At 59.6% G+C, this 20,409-nt stretch carries 24 protein-coding genes and 3 tRNA genes; 16 read left to right on the top strand and 11 right to left on the bottom strand.

The genetic code is table 11. The annotated features are described in order from the left end of the window. Nucleotides 1-16 precede the first annotated feature (16 nt). Nucleotides 17-90 (bottom strand) — tRNA-Cys (locus tag ILFOPFJJ_RS23525). Nucleotides 91-387: 297 nt separating this feature from the next. Then, the gene (locus ILFOPFJJ_RS23520) at nucleotides 388-681 is read right to left on the bottom strand and encodes a hypothetical protein (protein ID WP_173513342.1); all 294 of its coding nucleotides are present in this window, start codon (nucleotides 679-681) and stop codon (nucleotides 388-390) included. Nucleotides 682-818: 137 nt separating this feature from the next. Between ILFOPFJJ_RS23520 and ILFOPFJJ_RS23515 the strand changes: the two genes are divergently transcribed. From ILFOPFJJ_RS23515 to ILFOPFJJ_RS23505, 3 genes are all read left to right on the top strand, one after another. Next, a tRNA-Asn gene (locus ILFOPFJJ_RS23515) sits at nucleotides 819-893 on the top strand. Nucleotides 894-972: 79 nt separating this feature from the next. Then, the gene (locus tag ILFOPFJJ_RS23510) at nucleotides 973-1,329 is read left to right on the top strand and encodes an SMR family transporter (protein ID WP_173512954.1); all 357 of its coding nucleotides are present in this window, start codon (nucleotides 973-975) and stop codon (nucleotides 1,327-1,329) included. After that, nucleotides 1,326-1,652, top strand: a complete 327-nt coding sequence (locus ILFOPFJJ_RS23505) for an SMR family transporter (protein WP_173512953.1) — start codon at nucleotides 1,326-1,328, stop codon at nucleotides 1,650-1,652. Before ILFOPFJJ_RS23510 ends, ILFOPFJJ_RS23505 begins: the two co-directional genes overlap by 4 nt. On the opposite strand, the gene ILFOPFJJ_RS23500 is transcribed toward ILFOPFJJ_RS23505, so the two are convergent. Beyond that, a complete protein-coding gene (locus ILFOPFJJ_RS23500; protein ID WP_173512952.1) occupies nucleotides 1,640-2,485 on the bottom strand; it encodes an SDR family NAD(P)-dependent oxidoreductase in 846 nt (281 codons plus the stop codon). The two genes, ILFOPFJJ_RS23505 and ILFOPFJJ_RS23500, sit on opposite strands and share 13 nt — an antisense overlap. Nucleotides 2,486-2,808: 323 nt before the next feature. Here ILFOPFJJ_RS23500 and ILFOPFJJ_RS23495 point away from each other — a divergent pair, with 323 nt between their 5' ends. The 5 genes from ILFOPFJJ_RS23495 to ILFOPFJJ_RS23475 all read left to right on the top strand — a co-directional run bounded on the left by ILFOPFJJ_RS23495 (nucleotide 2,809) and on the right by ILFOPFJJ_RS23475 (nucleotide 6,682). Continuing rightward, nucleotides 2,809-3,849 carry a cysteine synthase A gene (locus ILFOPFJJ_RS23495; RefSeq protein ID WP_173512951.1) on the top strand — a complete coding sequence of 347 codons (1,041 nt, stop codon included), beginning with the start codon at nucleotides 2,809-2,811 and terminating at the stop codon, nucleotides 3,847-3,849. 8 nt (nucleotides 3,850-3,857) lie between these two features. Further along, the gene (locus tag ILFOPFJJ_RS23490) at nucleotides 3,858-4,607 is read left to right on the top strand and encodes an alanyl-tRNA editing protein (protein ID WP_173512950.1); all 750 of its coding nucleotides are present in this window, start codon (nucleotides 3,858-3,860) and stop codon (nucleotides 4,605-4,607) included. A gap of 18 nt (nucleotides 4,608-4,625) precedes the next feature. Continuing rightward, complete coding sequence (gene sseA / locus ILFOPFJJ_RS23485) at nucleotides 4,626-5,486, top strand: 3-mercaptopyruvate sulfurtransferase (RefSeq protein ID WP_173512949.1); 861 nt, start codon at nucleotides 4,626-4,628, stop codon at nucleotides 5,484-5,486. A gap of 5 nt (nucleotides 5,487-5,491) precedes the next feature. After that, nucleotides 5,492-6,055 carry a GNAT family N-acetyltransferase gene (locus tag ILFOPFJJ_RS23480; RefSeq protein WP_173512948.1) on the top strand — a complete coding sequence of 188 codons (564 nt, stop codon included), beginning with the start codon at nucleotides 5,492-5,494 and terminating at the stop codon, nucleotides 6,053-6,055. Nucleotides 6,056-6,214: 159 nt separating this feature from the next. Beyond that, on the top strand, nucleotides 6,215-6,682 hold the full coding sequence (locus ILFOPFJJ_RS23475) for a DUF1203 domain-containing protein (RefSeq protein ID WP_173512947.1): 468 nt from the start codon (nucleotides 6,215-6,217) through the stop codon (nucleotides 6,680-6,682). Between the two features lie 49 nt (nucleotides 6,683-6,731). Here the strand turns inward: ILFOPFJJ_RS23475 and ald are convergent, their stop codons facing one another. Next, nucleotides 6,732-7,850, bottom strand: a complete 1,119-nt coding sequence (gene ald / locus ILFOPFJJ_RS23470; protein ID WP_173512946.1) for an alanine dehydrogenase — start codon at nucleotides 7,848-7,850, stop codon at nucleotides 6,732-6,734. Nucleotides 7,851-8,006: 156 nt separating this feature from the next. On the opposite strand from ald, the gene ILFOPFJJ_RS23465 reads away from it, so the two are divergent. Beyond that, nucleotides 8,007-8,468 (top strand): Lrp/AsnC family transcriptional regulator, encoded by a 462-nt coding sequence (locus ILFOPFJJ_RS23465; protein WP_173512945.1) that lies wholly within the window; start codon nucleotides 8,007-8,009, stop codon nucleotides 8,466-8,468. A gap of 26 nt (nucleotides 8,469-8,494) precedes the next feature. Here ILFOPFJJ_RS23465 and ILFOPFJJ_RS23460 read toward each other — a convergent pair whose 3' ends face one another. Continuing rightward, a complete protein-coding gene (locus ILFOPFJJ_RS23460; RefSeq protein WP_173512944.1) occupies nucleotides 8,495-9,742 on the bottom strand; it encodes a GGDEF domain-containing protein in 1,248 nt (415 codons plus the stop codon). 216 nt (nucleotides 9,743-9,958) lie between these two features. On the opposite strand from ILFOPFJJ_RS23460, the gene ILFOPFJJ_RS23455 reads away from it, so the two are divergent. Next, complete coding sequence (locus tag ILFOPFJJ_RS23455; protein ID WP_173513341.1) at nucleotides 9,959-11,932, top strand: bifunctional 2',3'-cyclic-nucleotide 2'-phosphodiesterase/3'-nucleotidase; 1,974 nt, start codon at nucleotides 9,959-9,961, stop codon at nucleotides 11,930-11,932. Nucleotides 11,933-12,108: 176 nt separating this feature from the next. Here ILFOPFJJ_RS23455 and ILFOPFJJ_RS23450 read toward each other — a convergent pair whose 3' ends face one another. Together ILFOPFJJ_RS23450 and ilvA are read right to left on the bottom strand one after the other, a co-directional pair. Further along, nucleotides 12,109-12,429 (bottom strand): HlyU family transcriptional regulator, encoded by a 321-nt coding sequence (locus ILFOPFJJ_RS23450; protein WP_173512943.1) that lies wholly within the window; start codon nucleotides 12,427-12,429, stop codon nucleotides 12,109-12,111. A 79-nt stretch (nucleotides 12,430-12,508) separates the two neighbouring features. Continuing rightward, the gene (ilvA, locus tag ILFOPFJJ_RS23445; protein WP_173512942.1) at nucleotides 12,509-13,756 is read right to left on the bottom strand and encodes a threonine ammonia-lyase; all 1,248 of its coding nucleotides are present in this window, start codon (nucleotides 13,754-13,756) and stop codon (nucleotides 12,509-12,511) included. A 159-nt stretch (nucleotides 13,757-13,915) separates the two neighbouring features. Between ilvA and ILFOPFJJ_RS23440 the strand changes: the two genes are divergently transcribed. The 3 genes from ILFOPFJJ_RS23440 (at nucleotide 13,916) to ILFOPFJJ_RS23430 (ending at nucleotide 16,747) form a co-directional block, all read left to right on the top strand. Then, nucleotides 13,916-15,370 (top strand): TrkH family potassium uptake protein, encoded by a 1,455-nt coding sequence (locus tag ILFOPFJJ_RS23440; protein WP_173512941.1) that lies wholly within the window; start codon nucleotides 13,916-13,918, stop codon nucleotides 15,368-15,370. Nucleotides 15,371-15,447: 77 nt separating this feature from the next. Further along, nucleotides 15,448-16,038, top strand: coding sequence for a hypothetical protein (locus ILFOPFJJ_RS23435; protein ID WP_173512940.1), 591 nt, complete (start codon nucleotides 15,448-15,450; stop codon nucleotides 16,036-16,038). A gap of 4 nt (nucleotides 16,039-16,042) precedes the next feature. Then, a complete protein-coding gene (locus ILFOPFJJ_RS23430) occupies nucleotides 16,043-16,747 on the top strand; it encodes an HAD family hydrolase (RefSeq protein WP_173512939.1) in 705 nt (234 codons plus the stop codon). A 24-nt stretch (nucleotides 16,748-16,771) separates the two neighbouring features. Here the strand turns inward: ILFOPFJJ_RS23430 and ILFOPFJJ_RS23425 are convergent. After that, nucleotides 16,772-16,856: transfer RNA gene (locus ILFOPFJJ_RS23425), tRNA-Leu, on the bottom strand. 242 nt (nucleotides 16,857-17,098) lie between these two features. Between ILFOPFJJ_RS23425 and ILFOPFJJ_RS36250 the strand changes: the two genes are divergently transcribed. Both ILFOPFJJ_RS36250 and ILFOPFJJ_RS23420 read left to right on the top strand, forming a co-directional pair. Further along, nucleotides 17,099-17,335 carry a hypothetical protein gene (locus tag ILFOPFJJ_RS36250; protein ID WP_312032733.1) on the top strand — a complete coding sequence of 79 codons (237 nt, stop codon included), beginning with the start codon at nucleotides 17,099-17,101 and terminating at the stop codon, nucleotides 17,333-17,335. After that, on the top strand, nucleotides 17,335-17,544 hold the full coding sequence (locus ILFOPFJJ_RS23420) for a hypothetical protein (protein WP_173512523.1): 210 nt from the start codon (nucleotides 17,335-17,337) through the stop codon (nucleotides 17,542-17,544). The genes ILFOPFJJ_RS36250 and ILFOPFJJ_RS23420 overlap by 1 nt, the downstream gene beginning before the upstream one ends. Before the next feature lie 421 nt (nucleotides 17,545-17,965). Here ILFOPFJJ_RS23420 and ILFOPFJJ_RS23415 read toward each other — a convergent pair whose 3' ends face one another. From ILFOPFJJ_RS23415 to wrbA, 3 genes are all read right to left on the bottom strand, one after another. Continuing rightward, nucleotides 17,966-18,184: a hypothetical protein gene (locus ILFOPFJJ_RS23415; RefSeq protein WP_173512938.1), complete on the bottom strand. Its 219-nt coding sequence runs from the start codon at nucleotides 18,182-18,184 to the stop codon at nucleotides 17,966-17,968. A gap of 89 nt (nucleotides 18,185-18,273) precedes the next feature. Next, the gene (locus tag ILFOPFJJ_RS23410) at nucleotides 18,274-18,516 is read right to left on the bottom strand and encodes a DUF2188 domain-containing protein (protein ID WP_173512937.1); all 243 of its coding nucleotides are present in this window, start codon (nucleotides 18,514-18,516) and stop codon (nucleotides 18,274-18,276) included. Nucleotides 18,517-18,748: 232 nt separating this feature from the next. Beyond that, nucleotides 18,749-19,348 (bottom strand): NAD(P)H:quinone oxidoreductase type IV, encoded by a 600-nt coding sequence (gene wrbA, locus ILFOPFJJ_RS23405; RefSeq protein WP_173512936.1) that lies wholly within the window; start codon nucleotides 19,346-19,348, stop codon nucleotides 18,749-18,751. Between the two features lie 164 nt (nucleotides 19,349-19,512). On the opposite strand from wrbA, the gene ILFOPFJJ_RS23400 reads away from it, so the two are divergent. Next, complete coding sequence (locus ILFOPFJJ_RS23400) at nucleotides 19,513-20,259, top strand: competence/damage-inducible protein A (protein WP_173512935.1); 747 nt, start codon at nucleotides 19,513-19,515, stop codon at nucleotides 20,257-20,259. Nucleotides 20,260-20,409: the final 150 nt, after the last annotated feature.

The raw sequence follows: 20,409 nt of genomic DNA, 5'->3' as shown, positions 1-20,409 counted from the left end.
TGGATAGATGTGGCTTTGGAGGCCTCGCCCGGAATTGAACCGGGGTACAAGGATTTGCAGTCCTCTGCGTCACCACTCCGCCACGAGGCCTCTCACGCTCGATCGATCAAGCGATGGCCGGCGTTTAGAACGAATCTATGAGGAGTGCAAGGGGGAATGGTTCGAAAAAGGCGGGACGACGCGAGGTCGTCCACGTTCTCCCCAGCGGCCTCCAACCGCGGTCTCGCCCGGAGCGATTTCGGCTCTGCCGACAGTTTTGCATGTCTACAATGCTACCGGGCAGCCACGGCCCCCCGACAAAGCATCGCGAGAACCGCATGCGAGCATTCGCTATCGAATTGGCGTGGCTACGCCCTCAGGCAATCGCGTTTCGCAAGCCCGCCCGCGTCAGGATTTGCCGGAATTTTGCGTGCCGCGCCAGCGCGCCCACCAGACCGCCAGCTTGCGGCGGCGGCGGCGGATCGCCGGTATGTCATGGGAAAGCACGAGCAGCCCCAGCGGAATCATCCAGAACCCCAGGACCGGCAGAAAACCCAACACACCGCCTACGATAAGGAGCGTGCCAACCAGAATCCGCAACACCGGCGAGTCGGGCAAGCCGATACGCCATTTTCCGAGAACGATCTCGCGCGTTCGTGGATCGATACCGAAATGCCGTTCTTTCTTGCCGTTCGTCATTATCCGTCTTTCATGCTCGTCTCCCAAAATTGGGGCCTTCTCCACAGCCTCGCAACCGGCATCGTCATTTTTTTTGAAAAACCGCTTGGCAAATCGAAAAAGCATTTGTATTAGCAGCCTCACTTCTGCGGCGCAGATGATCCCTGGTAGCTCAGCGGTAGAGCACTCGACTGTTAATCGATAGGTCGCCGGTTCGAATCCGGCCCGGGGAGCCAGTTTCAAAGAGCCATTCGCGGCAAACGCCCGAATGGCTCTTTTTGTTCGTCGGTATAGTCAGACCTCTGAAGGTTCCTCATGCGTGTTGCATGGTTTTTCCTGGTCCTTGCGATCACAACCGAGGTCGCCGGCCTCACCGTGATGAAGGCTGTCTCCGCGTCCGGCTCCTATGCCGGGCATGCAATCATGTATGCATCGATCGCACTTTCTTATGTGTTCCTTGCGAAGGCCGTGAAGACGATTTCCGTCGGCGTTGCCTATGCCATCTGGGAAGGGTCCGGTGTCGCCCTCATCACGCTCGTCTCCGTGTTCTTCTTTGGCCACGTGCTGAGCGGCCGTGAGATGCTGGGCCTGTCGATGGCCGTTGCCGGGATGCTGCTTGTCAATGCCGGCGAGGCAAAGGACAAGCAAGTGACCGGAGAAGCAGCCCAATGAGCGCTGATGGCTTCTATTTCGCTTTCGCGGTCATGGCCGGCGTCCTCGACGTTGCTGCGAACCTCGCCTCCACGAAGTCGAACGGCTTTGCGCGGCGCGGCTGGGGCGTTCTGTCGATCCTCCTGGTACTTGCCGCATTCGCGCTGCTTGCGGAAGCTGTCAAGGGTATGGAACTTGCCATCGCCTATGCGGTGCTGGGCGCAACCGGCATCTTCGGCACCGCTATCTGCGGGCGCCTTTTCTTCGGTCAGAAGCTGAATCCCGTCGGCTGGCTCGGCCTCTCACTGGTTTTCGGCGCGGTTCTGGTGCTTCACACCGCCTGACGCGGCCGACCTTTTGAACCCGCTTGGTCCTTTTTGGCAGCGGTCGCAGCCGCGCGCCCGGGCACGAGCCAGTCGAGAAGCGCGAAGTAGGCGCCGTACGGCAGGAAACGCAGCAGTTTGACCGCGTAGGTGAAGCGCCTGGGAAACGTGATCTCGAAGCGTCCGGATTTCAGCCCGAGACATATGCGTTCCGCCGCCTCGTCCACGCTCACCAGAGCCGGTCGTGGAAACTTGCTTCTGGCCGAACTGGCCGTATCGATGAAGCCCGGGCAGATCAGTTGCAGGCGTATGCCGATGCGATCGAGGTCGAATTTCAGGCTTTCTGCCATGTTGATGAGAGCCGCCTTGGTCGCGCCGTAAGCGGCACTCATGGGTAGGCCGCTGTAGCCGGCCACGGACGACATGATGGCAATCTGGCCATGCCCGTTCGCCTTCATGTGCTCGATAACAGGCACAAGGCAATTGACCATGCCGTGAAGGTTGACGGCAAAGCTCTTGTCAAAGGCCTCCCGGCTGAGATCATCGCCGCGCACCGGAATCGCCACGCCCGCATTGAGAATGGCCAAGCTGACCCGCCCGTGTTCATATTCGATGGCCGCGAGCAACCGCTCCATGTCGCGCTGATCGGTGACATCGCCATCGAGAACGACGATCCGCCCGGGGCCGGATGCCTCATGCTGAAGCGCGACTAGCTTCTCGTGGCTGCGCGCCGTCACAACGACCGAATAACCCTCCTCGACCAGCCTGAGCGCCACAGCGCGTCCGATGCCCGAACTCGCGCCGGTTATCCACACCAATCCATGCTCGGGTCGGGCTGTAAATACGGTCGTCATTTCGTCCTCGCGTTGACCGGGAAGGGCCTCCCCTTCCGAGGCCCGTGGCTGTCTCCCCCTGCCCGGGCCTAGTACCTCTCCAACGGCAACGCTTGTCCCGAACTTTTTACTTTCCTCAGCGTTTTTGACGGCCGAGACGAATTTTGCCCGGGACAGGTAAGCTGCGAAACGCTATTTCTTGCCTAGTGCACAGGCTGAGCCGAAAACACGCCAATATTTCGGCGATCTTGCCTGTAAACCAAATGTTTATCGGATCGTCGTCCATCAGAGGTAATGCCTGGCTCAGGCCTGGCGTCCGTTCCGTCCAGCGTGAGGTTCTCAAAATGACCGTTCTTCCGTCCGTGCTCGAAGCGATCGGCAACACACCGTTGATCCGGCTCAAGGCCGTTTCCGAAGCCACCGGCTGCACCATCCTCGGCAAAGCGGAATTTCTCAATCCGGGCCAATCGGTGAAGGACCGCGCTGCCCTGTGGATTATCCGCCAGGCGGAAAAGTCCGGACAATTGAAGCCCGGTGGCGTCATCGTCGAAGGCACGGCCGGCAACACCGGGATCGGTCTTGCAGTCGTCGGCAGCGCGCTCGGATACCGCACGGTCATCGTCATTCCCGAAACGCAGAGCCAGGAAAAGAAGGACGCGTTGCGACTGATGGGTGCCGAACTGGTCGAAGTTCCGGCGGTGCCGTACAAAAATCCAAACAACTACGTGAAGATTTCGGGCCGGCTGGCCGCCGAACTTGCCAAGACGGAACCGAACGGTGCGATCTGGGCGAACCAGTTCGACAACGTCGCGAACCGCGATGCGCATGTGGAAACGACCGCGCCCGAGATCTGGCGTGACACAGACGGCAAGGTCGACGGTTTCATCTGCGCGGTAGGCTCCGGAGGCACGCTCGCCGGCGTGGCTCAAGGGTTGCGTGCCAAAAATCCCGCGATCAAGATCGGTATTGCCGATCCGGAAGGGGCCGCACTTTACAATTACTATGCGCATGGCGAGCTCAAGGCGAGCGGAAGCTCTATCACCGAGGGCATCGGCCAGGGCCGCATCACTGCCAACCTTGAAGGATTCACGCCGGACTTCGCCTACCAGATTCCCGATTCGGAAGCCGTGCCCTATGTCTTCGACCTGATCGAAAAGGAGGGGATTTGTGTCGGCGGTTCCACCGGCATCAACATTGCCGGCGCGGTCCGGCTCGCCAAGGAGCTCGGTCCCGGCCACACGATCGTGACGATTCTTTGCGACTATGGTAACCGCTATCAGTCCAAGCTCTTCAACCCGGACTTTCTGACTTCCAAGGGACTGCCGGTCCCAACCTGGCTGAAGACCGCTTCGAACATAACCGTGCCATACGAGCCAGTTGGATAAGATTCGCGATGACCAAGTTCGTTACCGATCTCTTCCGTGAAGATTTCTACCTCTCGACCTGCGAAGCAAGCGTGACCGGAATTCTCGAGGACGGCGGGATCGAGCTTGACCAGACCTGCTTCTACGCCACCTCCGGCGGACAGCCGGGCGATACCGGCTTTCTCGAGCGTAACGACGGAAGCCGAATCGCGATTACGGGCACCCGGCACGGCGCCACCAAGGACATGATCGTCCATGTCCCGGCGGAGGGCCAGCCTTCGCCGGCGATCGGGGAAAAGCTCGTCCTGCATATCGATTGGCCGCGGCGGTACCGATTAATGCGCATGCATACCGCCTGCCACCTGCTGTCCGTCGTCTGCCCGTTCCCGATTACGGGCGCCGCCGTCGGCGAGGACGAAAGCCGCGTCGACTTCGACATGAGCGAAACGATCGACAAGGATCAGGTGACGGCTGCGCTCATGAAACTGGTCGAGGAGAACCATCCCGTTTACGTGCAATGGATCACGGACGAGGAGCTCGCCGCCAATCCGGGCATCGTCAAATCGAAGAATGTCCGTCCGCCGATGGGCCTCGGACGAGTGAGCCTTGTCTGCATTGGCAAGGATTCAGCCGTCGACAGCCAGCCCTGCGGCGGCACGCACGTGTCCGAGACCCAGGAAGTAGGAGCGATTCACATCGCCAAGATTGAAAAGAAGGGTAAGGAGAATCGGCGTTTTCGGATACGCTTCGGAACGCCCGAAGATCGTGCGGCTGTTTGAATCTCTGGAGTGACGACAATGAACAACAACGAGAACAAGAGTGCTTTTGTCGTTTCCGCCGACTGGCTCCAACAGCGTCTCGGCGACCCATCGGTGAAGATCCTCGACGCAGCCTGGTACCTGCCGGCGCAGAACCGCGACCCGAAGGCAGAATACGAAGCGGCGCACATCCCTGGCGCCATATTCTTCGACCAAGACGCAATCGCCGATCATTCGAGCGGACTGCCACATACCCTCCCCTCGCCGCAAGTTTTCGCGCAAGCTGTCGGTGCCATGGGCATTGGTGAGAACGACACGATCGTCGTTTACGACGGGCCGGGCATCCTCACCGCACCGCGTGTCTGGTGGATGTTCCGGATCATGGGCGCAAAGCGCGTCTTCGTTCTCGATGGCGGGATGGACGGCTGGAAGGCAGAGGGACGGCCGACGACCAGGGAGATCCCCAGCCCGACGCCACGCGTTTTCAACGCCACGTTCAACGCGGCCGCCGTCACTTCCTTCGAGAGTATGAAGGCAATCGTGGAGACGCGGCTCGCTCAAATTGCCGACGCGCGCGGCGCAGGCCGCTTCACGGGCGAGGAGCCGGAGCCGCGCGCCGGCCTGCGTTCGGGACATATGCCAGGAGCGAAGAGCCTGCCGTCCGGCGTCTTTTCCGAGGGGGGCAAGCTCAAGGACCTTGATGCCTTGCGCCAGACCTTTGCGGGGGCCGGCGTTGACCTGACGAAACCGGTCGTCACCACTTGCGGCTCCGGCGTCACGGCGGCGATCATAACACTCGCCCTTCAATCGCTGGGGCATACGGACAATACGCTCTATGATGGCTCCTGGTCGGAATGGGGCGGACGGCCCGATACGCCCGTAGCGACCGGCAGAGAGTAAGTGCCATGCAAGGATCGAAACCTGCAGCCATCACGGCGCATGTGACCGAACTCGAAATGACGTCACCGCCGAAACAAAGCCTGCCGATGCCGGTCAACATACACACGGCCATGTTGCGCGTATCGGAAATCCCGCTCGCCTATTACCGCTTCCTCTACCTTCGCGTCGGCAAGCGCTGGCATTGGACGGAGCGCCTGCGGATGAGCGACGAGGAACTGGCGGGATTGCTCCACAACAAGTCAACAACGGTCACCGTACTCTACGTCGACGGTGCACCGGCCGGCTTCTTCGAGCTGCACGAACGCGAAGACGAGGTCATCGAACTCACGCATTTCGGCCTCATGGAACACGCGCTCGGCCTCGGTCTCGGCAAATGGTTCCTGCTGCAGACATTGCTGGCAGCCTGGGCGATGAACCCGCGCAAGGTCAAGGTGACGACGAACAATCTCGATCATCCGCGCGCCCTCCAGCTCTATCAGCAGTTCGGTTTTTCTCCGGTCGCGACGCGGGAGGCAACTGTCGAACCGTTGACTGACGCCGAACTGCTTGCCTTGGCAAGAAAGCTCTGACGGCGAGAGCGCCGTGCGTCTTTCCAGGTGAATTGCTGCATGTTTCTTCGTGAAGCGAGCCGCTTAAGAGACATGCAGCAGGCAAGTTTCGGGTGTCGAAACGGCGCGAAACGGCGCATTCCATCTCCTCCAGAATTTTTTCGGACAAGGAGAACCGGCATGGCCCTGCGCTACATCCCGATGCCTGACGACGATGCAGAACGACTGCGTGGCAATGGCCCGGATGCTTACGGCAACCCGCCCGAGCGACGCATTTCGGATGGGACTGGTGTTCCCTGCCGGCATTGTCTGCGTAACGTCGATCGCGGCCAGCCCTACCTTGTTCTCGCGTATCGACCCTTCCCGTCAGTGCAAGCTTACGCGGAAACCGGACCGATCTTTCTGCATGCCGACGAATGCCCGGCACATGACGAAAACTCGCTGCCGCCGATCCTCGCATCCAGCAAGGACTATTTGCTGCGGGGATATGGGAGCGACGACCGCATCGTCTACGGTACTGGCGGCGTCATTGCGGTGGAAAGGCTGGCAGAGCGCGCCGAAGAGTTGTTGGCCCTGGCGGACGTTGCCTACGTGCATGTGCGTTCCGCCAAGTACAACTGTTATCAATGTCGTGTCGAAACCGTTTGATAAAAGAGCCCGGCGCCTTTGAACGCCGGGGTAAAGAACAATAATCGCATCAAGCGACGTTGAGAACGGCCTCGGGCGCGTAGGCATCGTAGCCAAGCGCCTCTGCCACTGGCCTGTTCGTCACGCGGCCCTTGTGGACGTTGAGACCGGCACGCAGGTGGCGGTCTTCGGCGATTGCCTTGAGACCACGGTCGGCGAGCTGCAATCCGTAGTAGAGCGTGGCATTGTTCAATGCCTGTGCCGAGGTCACCGGCACCGCGCCCGGCATGTTCGCGACGCAATAATGCACGACGCCATCGACCTCATAAGTCGGATCGGAATGCGTCGTCGCATGCGACGTCTCGAAGCAACCGCCCTGATCGATGGCGACGTCGACGATAACTGCGCCCTTCTTCATACCGGAAAGCATTTCGCGTGTGACGAGCTTGGGGGCGGCAGCGCCGGGGATGAGCACGGCGCCGATGACCAGATCGGCGGAAAAGACTTCGTCCTCGAGCGCATCGATCGTTGAGAAGCGGGTGTGAACGCGGCCGTTGAAGATGTCGTCGAGCTGACGGAGGCGCGGAATGGAGCGATCGAGGATCGAAACATCTGCACCGAGACCGGCGGCCATCTTTGCGGCGTGCAGGCCGACAACCCCACCGCCGATGATCGCGACCTTGGCCGGGAGCACGCCAGGCACACCGCCAAGGAGAATACCACGGCCGCCATTCGCCTTTTGAAGCGAGGTAGCGCCGGCCTGGATGGCAAGCCGTCCAGCCACCTCCGACATCGGTGCAAGCAGCGGCAATCCGCCGCGCTCATCGGTCACCGTCTCGTAGGCGACTGCGGTAACGCCCGAGTTCAGCAAGCCTTTGGTCTGCTCGGGATCCGGCGCCAGATGCAAATATGTGTAGAGAATTTGGCCCTCGCGCAGTTGGGCCCATTCGGAAGGCTGCGGTTCTTTGACCTTGACGATCATGTCCGACTTTTCGAACACTTCCTTGGCCGTCGAAACGATCCGCGCTCCTGCAGCGCGGTAGGTGTCGTCGTCTGCCCCGATCCCTGCCCCGGCCTTGGTTTCGACAATCACCTCGTGACCGTGGGCGACATATTCCCGTACCGATCCGGGCGTCAGACCTACACGGTATTCATGGTTTTTGATTTCCTTCGGGCAACCGACACGCATCTAGCGTTCCTCTCCTGTTTGTGGGCTTTGCGCCGCATTGATGATGGGCCCAGCAAAACAGATGGTGTGGCGAATGTCCTTGCAAAGAGATGTCTGACAGCGCATTGCTTTCGAATATTATTGCGCGCTTAAGCAAAATCATGAAGGAAATCCCGAATGAGCCAGCTCGACACCATTGATCATGCGATTCTGCGGATCCTTCAGCAGAATGGCAGGATATCCAATGCGGATCTCGCGGCGAAAGTCGGCCTTTCCCCTTCTGCCTGCTCCCGGCGCGTCGACATCCTCGAAAAATCGGGCACGATCAGCGGCTATCACGCCCGGATCGCGCACAAGGCACTCGACTACAAGATCATGGTCATCGTGCACATCTCGCTTTCGGGCCAGTTCGCCAAGACGCTTGCCGAATTCGAGGCGGCCGTAAAACTCTGCCCCAATGTGCTGGTCTGTTATCTGATGTCGGGAGAATACGACTATATCCTGCGCGTCGCGGCAAAAGACCTGGAGGATTACGAGCGGATCCACCGCGACTGGCTGTCGGCCCTGCCGCATGTAGTGAAGATCAATTCCAGCTTCTCGCTTCGCGAGGTTATCGACCGGCCGAATGTCGGCATTTGAAGTCTTCGGCGCCACTCGCTGCCCGACTATCGTCCGATCACTCGGTTGCGGCCACCACTCTTGGCGGCATAGAGGCGCAAGTCCGCCTGCGACAACAACTCGCGAATGCCGTTTCCGTCACCGAATGCCGATGACAAGCCGATGCTGGCGGTCACCGGATCACCATTCGGCGTCGTCACGCGGCCGGAAACCGCGAGCCGTATGTCCTCGGCGCGCGAAAGCGCGTCCGGATAGGCGAGCCCGGGGCACAGGACGACGAATTCTTCGCCGCCGTAGCGGAACAGGCGATCGGTCGGCCTGATAGTCGCCTTTACAGTTGCGACCAGATTCTGCAGCACTTGATCACCCTCGATGTGTCCGAAGCGATCATTAACGCTCTTGAAGTGATCGACATCGATGATCATCAGGCTGACCGGCGTGTTCTTCGCGGCAGCGTCGCGCAGCATTTGCTGGCCCTCGGCCTCGAAGCGGCTTCGATCGAGTGCACCGGTCAACGTGTCCTGGCCGGAGCGCGACAGGAGATCCTCGTAGCGCTCCCGGAATGTCAGATCATTGAAGACATCGCCAAGCGGCCGATCGGAGATCGCAAGAAACGGGTGGCGCGATGCATTCAGGTAAAGACCGATGGCAATCGCATAGAACGGCGCGGCCAACATCTTCGCCATCCAGCCGCCCCAGAACACGTCCGCCGGCGCATCGTTCACCCAATGCAGCGCCGCATAAAATCCCAGTTGATCGAGCGTCAGGACTACGACGCCGCAGATCAGGAAGCGGACGGTGACAAATCGGCGAAGCCAGCGCCCGAGCCTCTCGTAAAGCAGGATGATAACCAAGGAGTCGAAATAGAGAAGCGTGGTGCCCCATACCATCAGCCATCCCATTTCGTCGATGAAAGCGATGTCGGCGACGCGATTGGGCACGACGGCAACAGTGTCATGCAGCCTGAGCAGCAAGCTTAACGCCACCGTCAGAAAATTGCCGGCGAGCAATCCGTATATAGGCTGGCGGACCGTCGCCGCATCCTCCTTCACATAGAGGAGCAGGATCATCATGAGCTTGCCGGAAAAGAACACGGCGGAGCCGGGGGAGATCACTCCGAACGGAAGTTGAACATAGAAGACGGCGGCGAGATAGGTCTCGATGAAATGCATGACGCCGAGCGCCGCCACGAAAACGCCGAGCCCCAGGCGCCCGCGCAAGTGCAGCAGCCAGATCATTGCCGCTACATAGACCAGCGCCTCGCCGACAAAGAGAATAAGATTGGCGTTTGGCATGCGCACGAGATTTCCGTTTTCGCTCGCCAGTCTCTTAGGAAGAAACTTTGAAGAAAACTTTACTCATGCCCGCCAACTCCGTGGCCAATATGCAAGAATCCGCCGCTTTGCCTTGCGGGCGCCTTCCGCCATAGTCGCCTGCAAAACGGCATGTTGCTACTGCTTGCCACTGCGCGCCCGAAGACCTCTTTCAACATGGAGACCGCGATGCCATCGATGACCGCTCTTCACTCAATTTCACGCCGTTCCTTGCTCGGCGGACTGGCCGCGACCTCCGCTCTCGCGATGCTTCATCCCTTTTCCGCCCAAGCCGCAGCCAACCAGGCGCATCTGCGCATCATGGAAACGACCGACCTGCACGTGCACGTTTTTCCCTATGACTATTACGGCGACAAGCCGAACGACACGGTGGGCCTTGCACGCACGGCCTCCATCATCGATACGATCCGCGCCGAGGCGACGAACGCCATTCTCGTGGACAACGGCGACTTCCTTCAGGGGAATCCGATGGGCGATTACATCGCCTATAAGCGCGGCATGAAGGAAGGCGACGTGCATCCGATCATCGCCGCAATGAACGTGCTCGGCTACGATTGCGGCACGCTTGGCAACCACGAGTTCAACTACGGCCTGGACTTCATGTTCAACGTGCTGAACGGCGCCAATTTTCCGATCGTCTGTGCCAACCTGACCAAGGGCGCGCTTGCGGCCAACGCCGGTCAGGATGCGCTCTTCCTCAAGCCTTATGTCATTCTCGACCGCAAGGTGAAGGATGGTGCCGGCCAGGAACATGCAATTCGTATCGGCCTGATCGGGTTCGTCCCACCGCAGATCATGACCTGGGATGCGAAGAACCTCGAAGGCAAGGCGAACACACGCGACATCGTCAAGGCGGCGGAGGCCTGGGTTCCCCAGATGCGCGAGGAAGGTGCCGACATCGTCGTCGCGCTTTCTCACTCCGGAATCGGTCAACAGAACTATGCCGAAAACCTTGAGAACGCATCAGTGCCCCTGGCTGCGATCGACGGCATCGATGCCATCGTGACCGGTCACAGCCACCTCGATTTTCCCGGACCGAAATTCGAGGGCTTCGCCGGTGTCGACAATGCGAAAGGGCTGATTTCCGGCAAGCCGGGTGTCATGGGCGGCTTCTGGGGCTCGCATCTCGGCCTGATCGACCTGCTCATCGAGCGTGACGGCGGCCGCTGGCGCGTGATCAGTTCGACCAGCGAGGCGCGCCCGATCTATCGCAGGGAAGAGAAAAAAGTAATCGCCGAAGTCGGCGACAAGGCAGAGGTTCTGGCGGCAGCCCAAAAAGACCACGAGGCGACGCTCGCCTATATCCGCACGCCGGTCGGCAAGACCTCGGCACCGCTCTATTCCTACTTCGCCCTTGTCGCCGACGACCCGTCGGTCCAGATCGTCAGTCAGGCGCAGACCTGGTACATCCGTGATATGCTCAAAGATACGGAGCACAAGGATCTGCCGGTGTTGTCGGCGGCGGCTCCCTTCAAAGCAGGCGGTCGCGGTGGTGCCGACTACTATACCGATGTGCCGGCGGGCGACATCGCCATCAAGAACGTTGCCGATCTCTATCTCTATCCAAACACGGTTCAGGCCGTCGTCATCAATGGCGACCAAGTACGCAATTGGCTTGAAATGTCGGCTGGTATGTTCAATCAGGTTACACCCGGATCCGTCGATGCAGAACTGGTCAACGCGGGCTTCCCGTCCTATAACTTCGACGTGATCGACGGCGTCACGTATCAGATCGACCTCTCGCAGCCGGCGAAGTTCGATAAGGACGGCAAGCTTGTAGACGCCGCGGCAAGCCGCATTCAGAACCTGCAATTCGATGGCAAGCCGATCGATCCTGCGCAGAAATTCGTGGTGGTGACCAACAACTATCGTGCCGGCGGTGGCGGCAACTTCCCGGATATCGCCTCCGACAAAGTGATCTTCGTCGCGCCCGACACCAACCGCGACGTTATCGTCCGCTATATCGTCGAGCAGGGAACGATCAACCCGTCGGCAGACACGAATTGGAGCTTTGCGCCACTCAAGGACACGAGCGTGGTTTTCGACAGCAGCCCCAAGGCAAGACAGTTCCTGTCGCAGGTGAAAGCCGTGACCATCGAAGAAGCCGGCGACGGCACCGAGGGTTTCGCTCGATTCCGCATCAGGCTTTGAGACACTGAACGTGGAGACGGGCCGGACACGCTCTTCATCGCGAGGAAGCCGGCCCTATCTCGCGCGCCATGTCTTGTTGCCGGAAGCCGAAAGCTACTCCAAACTCAGAGAAAAGCTCTCTAACCGGCGCTATACGCGGATATTCACCGATGGAGTGGGACTATGCGGCCCTGGCGTTACACCGGCCTGGATGGCGAGTCGTCGCTGAAAAGCGAGGAGCGTTGCTCGTCTATGATCTGCCTTCCCTTCCGCAGGGCCGCATCGATCGCATCCTGTTCGGAGGCGAAGAGATCGGCGCGAATGAAGGTGCGCACCTTCAAGCCGGCATCAGGAATTGTCCTTTCGATGCTGCCTGCCAAGCGAAATTGAGGGCCCTCCCGCATGGGAGTCGCGCGGATCAAGCAATCTCCGTAGGATTCCGTTTTGCCAGCGGCCTGTTCCGTCTGCTTATCGGAGCCACCGGCGAGGCCGAACAATTTCGAGAAAAACGATGCCATGCTCCACAGTTAGCCGTGGCCGCAGGCGCTGTCAAAGACTAAGTGCGCGGCGATGCCGTCCACCTGTTCGACGCGCAGATCAAATGACGAGATTGGCAAGAATCTCGTTCTCGGTAATGTCCTGGTAGCGCAGACCAGCCGCATCGAACCGGGTTTTTAGAGCCGGGAAATTCTCGGCGTGCCTGGTCTCTATTCCGATGAGAACCGAACCGAAGTTGCGCGCCGACTTCTTCAAATACTCGAACCGCGCGATATCATCCTCATCGCCGAGCAAATTGAGGAAATCGCGCAGCGCACCGGGGCGCTGGGCCATGCGCAGGATGAAATATTTCTTGAGCCCCGCATGCCGCATCGCCCGCTCCTTGACGTCGGGAAGGCGCTCGAAGTCGAAATTGCCTCCGGATACGACGGCAACCACTGTCTTACCTTCCAGCCGCTCGCGCCCGAGGATCTCCAGCGCTGTGATGGAAAGCGCGCCGGCTGGCTCCAGAACCACACCCTCGACGTTCAACATGTCTATGATCGTCAGGCAGATCGCGTTCTCCGGCAGCAACATCACTTGCTCAGGCGAAAAAGCGCGCAGCGCGGCGAAGTTCAGATCGCCAACGCGCGCGACAGCCGCTCCATCGACGAAGTTGTCCACCTGGTCGAGCGTGACCACGCCACCGGTCTCCAGGCTCCGCTTGAGACTAGGCGCTCCCGCCGGCTCGCAAAATACGAAACGATCAGCAGAAAGCGTGTCGGCGAAATAGCCCGTGACGCCGGCGGATAATCCGCCGCCGCCGACCGGCAGAGCAACGAGATCGGGAACGACGCCCCCCGGCAGTTGCTCGGCAATTTCAGCTGCAACAGTCGCCTGCCCTTCGATAATGTCCGCATGGTCGAAGGGAGGCACCATGACGCCGCCGATCGCGTCGACGTGGTCGCGCGCCGCCTGATAGCACTGATCGAAAATATCGCCCACGAGGCGGATCGTGATGAACTCGCCACCGAACATGCGGGTCTTGTCTATCTTCTGCTGTGGTGTGGTCACCGGCATGAAGACGACGCCTGGAACGCCGAAGTGACGGCAGACGAAAGCAAAGCCCTGCGCATGATTTCCAGCGGAGGCGCAGACGAAGGTCTTCCCGACCGCTCCTGCGGCAAGCGCCTTGCGAAAGAAATTGAAGGCGCCGCGGATTTTGTAGGAGCGTACGGGCGAGAGATCCTCGCGCTTCAGGAAGACACTCGCGCCGTAGCGGGCACTGAGGTGATCGTTGAGTTGCAGCGGCGTCGCCGGAAAGATTTCACGGAGCGCGAGCGCTGCATTTTCAACATCCTGCTTCATCACGTAGGGTTATCCGTTGCGTTTGCCGATGCATGACGCTATGGCACATTGCATTGCGCGAGGCCATCGATTTGACACGAATCGATCGAGCAAGCCACTATGGCAGCCGCACCGGGCGACCATCGGCCGGTTCGACAATTGTTTCCGGGAAATCGAAGCTTGAATGCAACCCTGTTCCGGCACGCTGTCCACATTGCGGCGATCCTCGGCCTCTATCTTTCCGCCGCGATGTTGGTCCCCGCTCTCGTCGACCTATACTACGGACATCCGGACTGGGAGATCTTCGCCGTAACGGCCTTCCTGACTGGCGGCCTCTCTGCGGCGACCTTCATGGCGACCCGCGCGGGACCTCCGCCGTTCTCGAAAAAATTCGGCTTCCTTCTGGTCAACCTGCTCTGGTCCGTCTTCTCGGTCGTCGGCGCAATCCCGCTCTGGCTTTCCTCGCTCGATCTCGATTTCGCCCAGGCGCTCTTCGAATCCGTTTCCGCGGTTACGACCACCGGTTCGACCGTCATTGTCGGGCTCGACAACGCACCACCGGGCCTGCTGCTCTGGCGCTCGCTTCTTTGCTGGCTGGGCGGCATCGGCATCGTCGTTCTCGGCCTCTTTATCATTCCGTACTTGCGCGTCGGCGGCATGTCCTTCTTCAAGATGGAGTCCTCCGACACGGGCGACAAGCCATTCGCCCGCATCGCAAGCTTCAGCCGCGCCTTCCTCGCCATCTATGTGACGATCACGCTGCTCTGCGCGATCGGCTACAGCGTGACCGGCATGAACCGCTTCGACGCGATCAACCACGCGATGACGACCGTCGCCACCGGTGGCTTTTCAACCCACGATGCGTCATTTGCCTATTTCGGCAGCATTCCACTTCTGTGGACCAGCACCTTCTTCATGACGCTCTGCAGTCTGCCCTTCTCGATCCTGATCGTGCTTGTCGTCCGCGGGCGCCTCGATGCACTCCGCGATCCGCAGATCACCGTCTTTCTCGGCTATCTCACCGCGTTTTCGGTGGCCGTCGCCGTCTATCATCGGCTTGCAAACGGCGTCGAATTTCATCTGGCGCTGGCACACGCCTTCTTCAACATTACCTCGCTCCTTTCGACTACTGGCTACGCCAGTGAAGACTATAGTCTCTGGGGTCCCTTCGTCGTCATGACCGCGTTTATCGCCACCTTCATGGGTGGTTGTTCCGGTTCGACCGCCGGCGGCATCAAGGCCTATCGCTTCGTCGTGCTCTTTAACGCGATCCGCTCCGGATTGAACAGGCTCGTCTATCCCAATGCAATCTACGCGGTGCGCTACGGCAACAACACCGTCGATGCGGATACGCAGCGCGCCATCTTCCTGTTTTTCATAACTTATATCCTGCTCTGGGTTTTCGGCAGTCTGATGATGGGGGCGCTCGGCTATGATTTGGTCACGGCGGTGTCCGCTGTCATCACCTGCCTCTCCAATGTCGGTCCCGGCCTCGGCAGCATTATCGGTCCGGTTGGCAACTTCTCGACGCTCGATGACCCCGAGCTCTACCTTTTGTCGCTGATGATGCTACTCGGACGTCTCGAAGTCCTGACTGTCCTCGTCATCCTGACCCCGATCTTCTGGAAGCACTGAGTGTCGTGACCTACCAGTGCCTTGACTTGGCGTGCCAAATACCGAAAGTCTTGCGCAATGGGCATGGGGGGAATGCGATGTCGAAACACCTGCTCCTGCTTGCAACAGTGACAGCCGCAATCGTGGCCACGACCGAAGGGGCAGTTCGGGCCGGTCCGCTTTCCGATGCGGCAACGAAAGCGGAACAGCAGGCGACCTCTGGTGACGCGGCGGGTGCCCGGGAAACGCTGCGCCAGGCGGTGGGCGACTTTTCCCAAACGCTGCCGTTCGCGATCGGTAAAGCGGTCTTCGTCACCGCCGAGCCGGCTGGCTACGCCATGTACGAACCCAAGGCCGATCCGACCTTCAAGGCCGGAGAACCAATCGTCTCCTATGTCGAGCCGGTTGGACTCACCTGGAAGGAAGCGAGCGTCAAGGGCAAGATCCAGACGCGTTTCACGGTGGATTTCGATATCCTCAACCCAAAGGGCGAGGTTCTCGCCAGTCAGAAGGCATTCGGCGATTTCACGTTCACCGGTTACCTGCGCAATCAGGAGATCTACTCGACGCTGACCATCGACGTCACCGGCGCTCCGGCCGGCGATTATGTGCTGCGCTTCCATTTCAATGATATCAACAGCGGCAAGAGTGCAACCGTCGACCAGCCCTTCAAGATCGCCGCACAATAGGCCCATGCCGAACAGAATTACGACAATCGGTTTCGATGCCGACGATACGCTGTGGCAGAACGAACGGTTCTATCGCGTGACAGAAACGCGCTTCGTCGAATTGCTGCGGGACCACACCGACCCGGAGGAGTTGCCCGCGAGATTGCTGGCAGCCGAAAAGCGCAATCTGGGCCTCTACGGCTTCGGCATCAAGGGTTTCACCCTATCGATGATCGAGACGGCGCTCGAGGTAACCGGCGGCAACCTGCCGCCATCCGTCATTGCCGAAATCCTGGCCGCCGGACGGGAAATGCTTGGCCATCCTGTCGAACCGCTGCCAAATGTCCAGGAGACACTCGAAGCTCTCGCCGGACGCTTTCGCCTGATCATGATCACCAAGGGCGACCTCTTCGATCAGGAGCGAAAGCTTGCCGCCTCCGGCCTCGGCGACTTCTTCGCCGCCATCGAGATCGTCAGCGACAAGACCATGTCGACCTATGAGCGGATATTCTCCCAACACGGCGACGGACCGTCACGGAGCCTCATGGTCGGTAATTCGCTGAAGTCCGACATCGTCCCTGCCCTCGCAGCCGGAAGCTGGGGCGTCTACGTCCCGCACGCCCTCACCTGGTCGTTCGAACATCACGAGAAACCGGAAGACCATCCGCGTTTTCACGAAATCGCAGAGCTCGGTCAGCTTGAGACGGTACTGCGCAAAATTGCAGGCTGATGGCGGCTCGGCCGCGGGGGAAGTTGGTGCGGACGACGGGAATCGAACCCGTACGGTGTTAACCGAGGGATTTTAAGTCCCTTGCGTCTACCAGTTTCGCCACGTCCGCCTGCGGCCTAGATCAAACACTTAGGGGATTCAGTCAAGGAAATGTTTTTCAGCGCAGTGGCCACGTCGGCGCAGCAGAGACTCCTCTGTGCGAGTCGTTAACGCCCGGCGAATACCGCATCATCATCTCGAGCGAAAAAATATACGAACCCCTGATTCGCCAGGGGTTCAATCGGCGCCCGTTGCTGGCAAGCTGAATTGCCTCGAAAATTTGTCCTTGCATCGCTGACAGAGGGTAACGGCGTGCGTCCACTGCAAGCGTCATCTGACGTGCCTTTGTTTCCAGAAGACCTGGATACGCTTCAGCGCGTGTTCGACCGTCTCTGCAACGAGCACCGATGGTCGCGCGACAGTGCCCCCGCGCAAAGATACGGCAGAATGCTCATCGAAGCCTATCAGGCTGGAACCACAAATGAGCTCCATCTTCTCATGGCCGGCCGCTCGTTCGTGAGATCCCGCGAGGCCAGGAGTACCGTGTGATGGCGGAAGCCCGGCACAACCGCGACGAATGGGACGAAAAGCGCCGTCGCATCGATGCGATGAAGGAAGCCTTTGCAAGCGCTATTGCGGCACGCCAGGCGGAATTGCATCATCAACAAACGCTTGGTCGGCACCCGATCTGGAAGACCCTGTTCTCGGCAAGAAATCGTAAATCCTCGGCCGGGATCGATGCCGTTTTCAAGGACTGATATCTCAGCTCATCAATATGTTGCGTGATTATTCTCGCAAACGAGATAGAGGTTTCGTAGGCGAGCAGTTCGCCTGGATCGTTTTGCCTCGGCCACAGAATGCTCACACAAACTGACAGCAGCGACTCCTATAATCCTGCCATCGGAAAAGGAGACGATGATGCTGAAGCCCAATCTCCCTCTCCTGTATGTTCAGAATCCTGCGGAACGTGCGGCATTCTATTCACGACTGCTCGGCCGCCGGCCATCGGGATCGTTTCCCACCTGATCCCGACGGTCATCGGCTGAGGCTCTGTACGCCGGATGAATGAAACCCGGGGCGCCGCAGGCGCAAGCAAAATACCCCGTCATTCGCTCGGCACGAACGGCGGGAAGCGGCAGGCTTACGCGACCTCACGAAACTTCGAGGCGAGATCCCGGGTCAGTGATAGTAAAAACAATCGCAGTCGGCTTTATAGCCGTCTTCTCCGCGCCAGACTCTAACCGCTAGTTTCGACGACATTCCGGTATCGTCCAGCCGCAACCCAAGCAGCGAAACCGCCGCTGCTTTCGGATTGGGCGCGTCGACTTCGATGACCGATCCGACCTGATGAACGCCCAAGCGGGCGGTCCAGGTGAAGATCTGAACGTTATAATGCATTGAAAATCCTCCGTCGCGTAGTCATCGCGTACGGGGACGGCGTCGTCAGGGGCGAATACACTCAGACCCAACTGCCCCTTCAAGCATCATCAGCCATCCTCGACGGTTGCTTCAGGTCGATCTCCCCCATCAGCGTGTTCGAAATGCCAATTTCCCTTTTCATCCTGGAAGCTGATTTCCTCGTCGTCGCCGCCGACTTGCTGTTCGGCCGCTGCGACCTTTGCGGCCGCCAGTGCCATCTCGCGACTGGGAAAGGACTCTGAATACGCGTCGGCTGCCTTATAGGCCCAGCCTCCGTCGTGTTGAACGATCGAATAAGTGATCCGCGCCATTCTTCACTCCCCTGGATTCCTGGGACAGTGTCTGCCCCCGGCGGACCGTTGCCGCACGGTCCTGCTTCTTCCTCCTCATCAATGGCATTTGCATGCCGAACAGGTACAATGTTAGCACAAAAAAACGCCGCTAGGCCACTTCTGCGATGATTTTGGCCGCCTTTTGAAGCCTTGGTAGAACTTCAAGGCGCGGTCCGACCGGACCGCGCCAGCAGTTTTCGAACCAGACGTGTCAGGACGCAAGTTTCGCAGCGATCTTCGCGACATGCGCGCCCTGGTAACGGGCGGCTTCGAGTTCGACTGCCGATGGCTGGCGCGAACCGTCGCCACCGGTGATCGTCGAGGCGCCATAGGGAGATCCGCCCTTGATTTCGTCCAGCCCCATCTGGCCTTCGAATGCATAGGGAAGACCGACGACGATCATGCCGAGATGCATCAACGTTGGGATCAGACCGAGTATCGTTGACTCCTGACCGCCGTGCTGAGTTGCCGAGGAAGTGAAGGCCGAACCGACCTTGCCGACAAGCTTGCCCTGTGCCCAAAGGCTGCCGGTCTGGTCTATGAAGTTGCGCATCTGCGACGCGACGGTGCCGTAGCGCGTGCCTGAACCGAAGATGATCGCATCGTAATCCGCCAGTTCGCTGACGGTGGCGATCGGCGCAGCCTGATCCATCTTGTAGTGCGAAGCCTTCGCCACATCTTCCGGCACAAGCTCGGGAACACGCTTGACGACAACCTCTGCCCCGGTTGATTTGGCGCCCTCCGCGACGGCGTGGGCCATCGTTTCGATATGCCCATAGGCCGAATAGTAGAGGACCAGTACCTTAGCCATTATGTTACTCCTTCGATGTCCGGCAATTCAGCTTGATCGTGACCGCAGGGAGGATTTATCAAAACGCATGTCGTCGCCAGCACGTCAGCGGTCGACAGACTGTCAAGCTTTCTTCAACAGTGACGAGATCGCACCGGACGATCATCAACAACGCGGGAGCCCCCATGACCACTGCCAGGATCGTCACCGCCGCCATGCTCGCTATTGGCGATGAGCTCCTCTCCGGCCGGACGAAGGACAAGAATATCGGCCATCTGGCGGAGATGCTGACCATGGTCGGCATCGACCTGCGGGAGGTTCGCATCGTCGCGGATGACGAGGAGGCAATTGTGGGCGCGGTCAACGCCTTGCGTGGGCATTATGACCATGTCTTCACATCCGGCGGCATCGGGCCGACGCACGATGACATCACCGCCGACGCCATCTCCAGGGCGTTCGGAGTCGAGTGCGTCTACGACCCGGAAGCAATGTCGCTGCTTGGCGCCATGTATGAACGACGCGGCATGGAGTTTACCGATGCGCGTAGGCGCATGGCGCGCATGCCGGTCGGCGCCGTCCATATCTCCAATCCCGTTTCGACGGCGCCCGGCTTCAGGATAGACAATGTTTACGTCATGGCCGGTGTGCCGCAGGTCTTTCAGGCGATGCTCGACAGCTTGCTGCCTGGCCTCCAGACCGGCACGCCGGTGCTGTCACGTACGGTCCGCTCGCCTTATGGCGAAGGCGATATTGGCGGCCCTTTGACGGAGGTTCAAAGACGGCATCCGGAAACGAGCATCGGTTCCTACCCCAAATTCGACGGCAAGAGCTTCTCGACCGATATCGTCATCCGTGCTCGCGATGCTGCCGTGCTCGCTGCCGCCGAAGCCGATGTCATGGCGATGATCGAGACAATCACCGGCGCCCGCTAGCGGCATCCGTCGTTCAGCGTTCGACAAAGCCAACGAGCGGAGGAACGGATTTCCGGACAAGCCTGTCCGGCCCTTGCGCTCCGGGCTTCATTTTCAGTATTGCATATTCAAATCGTAACGAAGCGCGCTCTGCGAACCCATGGTCTGCCG

The organism is Sinorhizobium psoraleae, from assembly GCF_013283645.1.
Classification (GTDB): Bacteria; Pseudomonadota; Alphaproteobacteria; order Rhizobiales; family Rhizobiaceae; genus Sinorhizobium; species Sinorhizobium psoraleae.
Note: the sequence above shows the minus strand (reverse complement) of the source record. Positions and strands in the feature narration are given on the sequence as shown.

What these genes read in the sequence shown, in the direction of transcription:
- ILFOPFJJ_RS23410 (WP_173512937.1), bottom strand. Translation starts at nt 18,516, where the DNA reads ATGGCGCGGATCACTTATTCGATCGTTCAACACGACGGAGGCTGGGCC.
- ILFOPFJJ_RS23500 (WP_173512952.1), bottom strand. Translation starts at nt 2,485, where the DNA reads ATGACGACCGTATTTACAGCCCGACCCGAGCATGGATTGGTGTGGATA.
- ILFOPFJJ_RS23510 (WP_173512954.1), top strand. Translation starts at nt 973, where the DNA reads ATGCGTGTTGCATGGTTTTTCCTGGTCCTTGCGATCACAACCGAGGTC.
- ILFOPFJJ_RS23505 (WP_173512953.1), top strand. Translation starts at nt 1,326, where the DNA reads ATGAGCGCTGATGGCTTCTATTTCGCTTTCGCGGTCATGGCCGGCGTC.
- ILFOPFJJ_RS23435 (WP_173512940.1), top strand. Translation starts at nt 15,448, where the DNA reads ATGTCGAAACACCTGCTCCTGCTTGCAACAGTGACAGCCGCAATCGTG.
- ILFOPFJJ_RS23465 (WP_173512945.1), top strand. Translation starts at nt 8,007, where the DNA reads ATGAGCCAGCTCGACACCATTGATCATGCGATTCTGCGGATCCTTCAG.
- ald (WP_173512946.1), bottom strand. Translation starts at nt 7,850, where the DNA reads ATGCGTGTCGGTTGCCCGAAGGAAATCAAAAACCATGAATACCGTGTA.
- wrbA (WP_173512936.1), bottom strand. Translation starts at nt 19,348, where the DNA reads ATGGCTAAGGTACTGGTCCTCTACTATTCGGCCTATGGGCATATCGAA.
- ILFOPFJJ_RS23490 (WP_173512950.1), top strand. Translation starts at nt 3,858, where the DNA reads ATGACCAAGTTCGTTACCGATCTCTTCCGTGAAGATTTCTACCTCTCG.
- sseA (WP_173512949.1), top strand. Translation starts at nt 4,626, where the DNA reads ATGAACAACAACGAGAACAAGAGTGCTTTTGTCGTTTCCGCCGACTGG.
- ILFOPFJJ_RS23450 (WP_173512943.1), bottom strand. Translation starts at nt 12,429, where the DNA reads ATGGCATCGTTTTTCTCGAAATTGTTCGGCCTCGCCGGTGGCTCCGAT.
- ILFOPFJJ_RS23400 (WP_173512935.1), top strand. Translation starts at nt 19,513, where the DNA reads ATGACCACTGCCAGGATCGTCACCGCCGCCATGCTCGCTATTGGCGAT.
- ILFOPFJJ_RS23475 (WP_173512947.1), top strand. Translation starts at nt 6,215, where the DNA reads ATGGCCCTGCGCTACATCCCGATGCCTGACGACGATGCAGAACGACTG.
- ILFOPFJJ_RS23495 (WP_173512951.1), top strand. Translation starts at nt 2,809, where the DNA reads ATGACCGTTCTTCCGTCCGTGCTCGAAGCGATCGGCAACACACCGTTG.
- ILFOPFJJ_RS23455 (WP_173513341.1), top strand. Translation starts at nt 9,959, where the DNA reads ATGACCGCTCTTCACTCAATTTCACGCCGTTCCTTGCTCGGCGGACTG.
- ILFOPFJJ_RS23420 (WP_173512523.1), top strand. Translation starts at nt 17,335, where the DNA reads ATGGCGGAAGCCCGGCACAACCGCGACGAATGGGACGAAAAGCGCCGT.
- ILFOPFJJ_RS23415 (WP_173512938.1), bottom strand. Translation starts at nt 18,184, where the DNA reads ATGCATTATAACGTTCAGATCTTCACCTGGACCGCCCGCTTGGGCGTT.
- ILFOPFJJ_RS23460 (WP_173512944.1), bottom strand. Translation starts at nt 9,742, where the DNA reads ATGCCAAACGCCAATCTTATTCTCTTTGTCGGCGAGGCGCTGGTCTAT.
- ILFOPFJJ_RS23430 (WP_173512939.1), top strand. Translation starts at nt 16,043, where the DNA reads ATGCCGAACAGAATTACGACAATCGGTTTCGATGCCGACGATACGCTG.
- ILFOPFJJ_RS23480 (WP_173512948.1), top strand. Translation starts at nt 5,492, where the DNA reads ATGCAAGGATCGAAACCTGCAGCCATCACGGCGCATGTGACCGAACTC.
- ilvA (WP_173512942.1), bottom strand. Translation starts at nt 13,756, where the DNA reads ATGAAGCAGGATGTTGAAAATGCAGCGCTCGCGCTCCGTGAAATCTTT.